Annotated in this window: 1 protein-coding gene; it reads right to left on the bottom strand. The window is 60.7% G+C overall.

All coding sequences use genetic code 11. The features are described from left to right. Positions 1–14: 14 nt before the first annotated feature. Positions 15–1031 carry an IS30 family transposase gene (locus ACV229_RS40515; RefSeq protein WP_448088651.1) on the bottom strand — a complete coding sequence of 339 codons (1017 nt, stop codon included), beginning with the start codon at positions 1029–1031 and terminating at the stop codon, positions 15–17. Between the last annotated feature and the right edge of the window lie 50 nt (positions 1032–1081).

Genomic DNA, 1081 nt, shown 5'->3' on the forward strand with positions numbered 1-1081 from the left:
GGCGGTCTCAAGAGTCAAGTGCAACGATTAGCAAATCCATTGATTTCCAGCTCCTTGGCCATTGCTTCCTCGGGGGTATCCCAGCCGAGGGTCTGACGAGGCCGGCCGTTGAGCAATTTGGCGATGTCATTTAGCTGGATCTGTGTGACTGCCGATAGGTCGATGCCCTTGGGCAGAAACTGGCGCAGCAAACCGTTGGTGTTCTCGTTGCTGCCGCGCTGCCAAGGCGCATGCGGATCGGCAAACCAGATATCGAGATTCAATCGCTTGGAGAGCTCGACATGGCAGGTCATTTCCGTTCCGCGATCGTAGGTCAGGCTCTCGCGCAGAAAGGCTGGCAGCTTCTTCATCTGGCGGGTGAAACCCTCCAGGGCATCTTGGGCCGTGCAGCCGTCCATGCGGCACAGCACCACGAAACGCGTCTTGCGCTCCACCAGCGTGCCCACGGCGGAACGGTTGAACGCCCCCTTGATGAGGTCGCCTTCCCAATGCCCCGGCAGCTGCCGCAACTCAATCTCCTCAGGCCGGTGAACGATGCGCAGCGCTTCGGGCACGAATCCGCCGCCAGCAAGCGTGGTGCGCCGGCGTCCACGCACGGGCTTTTCCTGGCGCAATGCTTCGATCATCGCCTGCTTGAGCCCGCCTCGCGGATGAGCGTATATCGCGGCGTAAATCGTTTCGTGGCTGACGCGTTGGTCGGGATCGTCGGGATACATACGGCGAAGTCTGGCAGCAATCTGCTGCGGCGACCAGCGCCAATAGACCAGCCGGTCATGCACATGCCGGTACAGCGCGCTGCCGACAAGCAGCTTGTGCCGCCGTCCACAACTTTGACGACGAACACGGTACGCCGACGCCGCACGCGTCGCATCGTAGTACGCCGCCGTATCGCCGTTGCGCGCCAGTTCGCGCGAAACTGTCGAGACGCTTCGCCCGAGACGTCGTGCGATGGCTCTCGTGCTGCTGCCGTTTCGATGTTCGATCATGATGACCGCGCGCTCCTCTGCGCTCAGATGCTTGTACTTCCTCATCGCAACACCTTACTTGATTCGAGGTGTTGCACTTGAAGCTAGAGACTAAG

The sequence above is a fragment of the Burkholderia sp. MR1-5-21 genome, assembly GCF_053427715.1.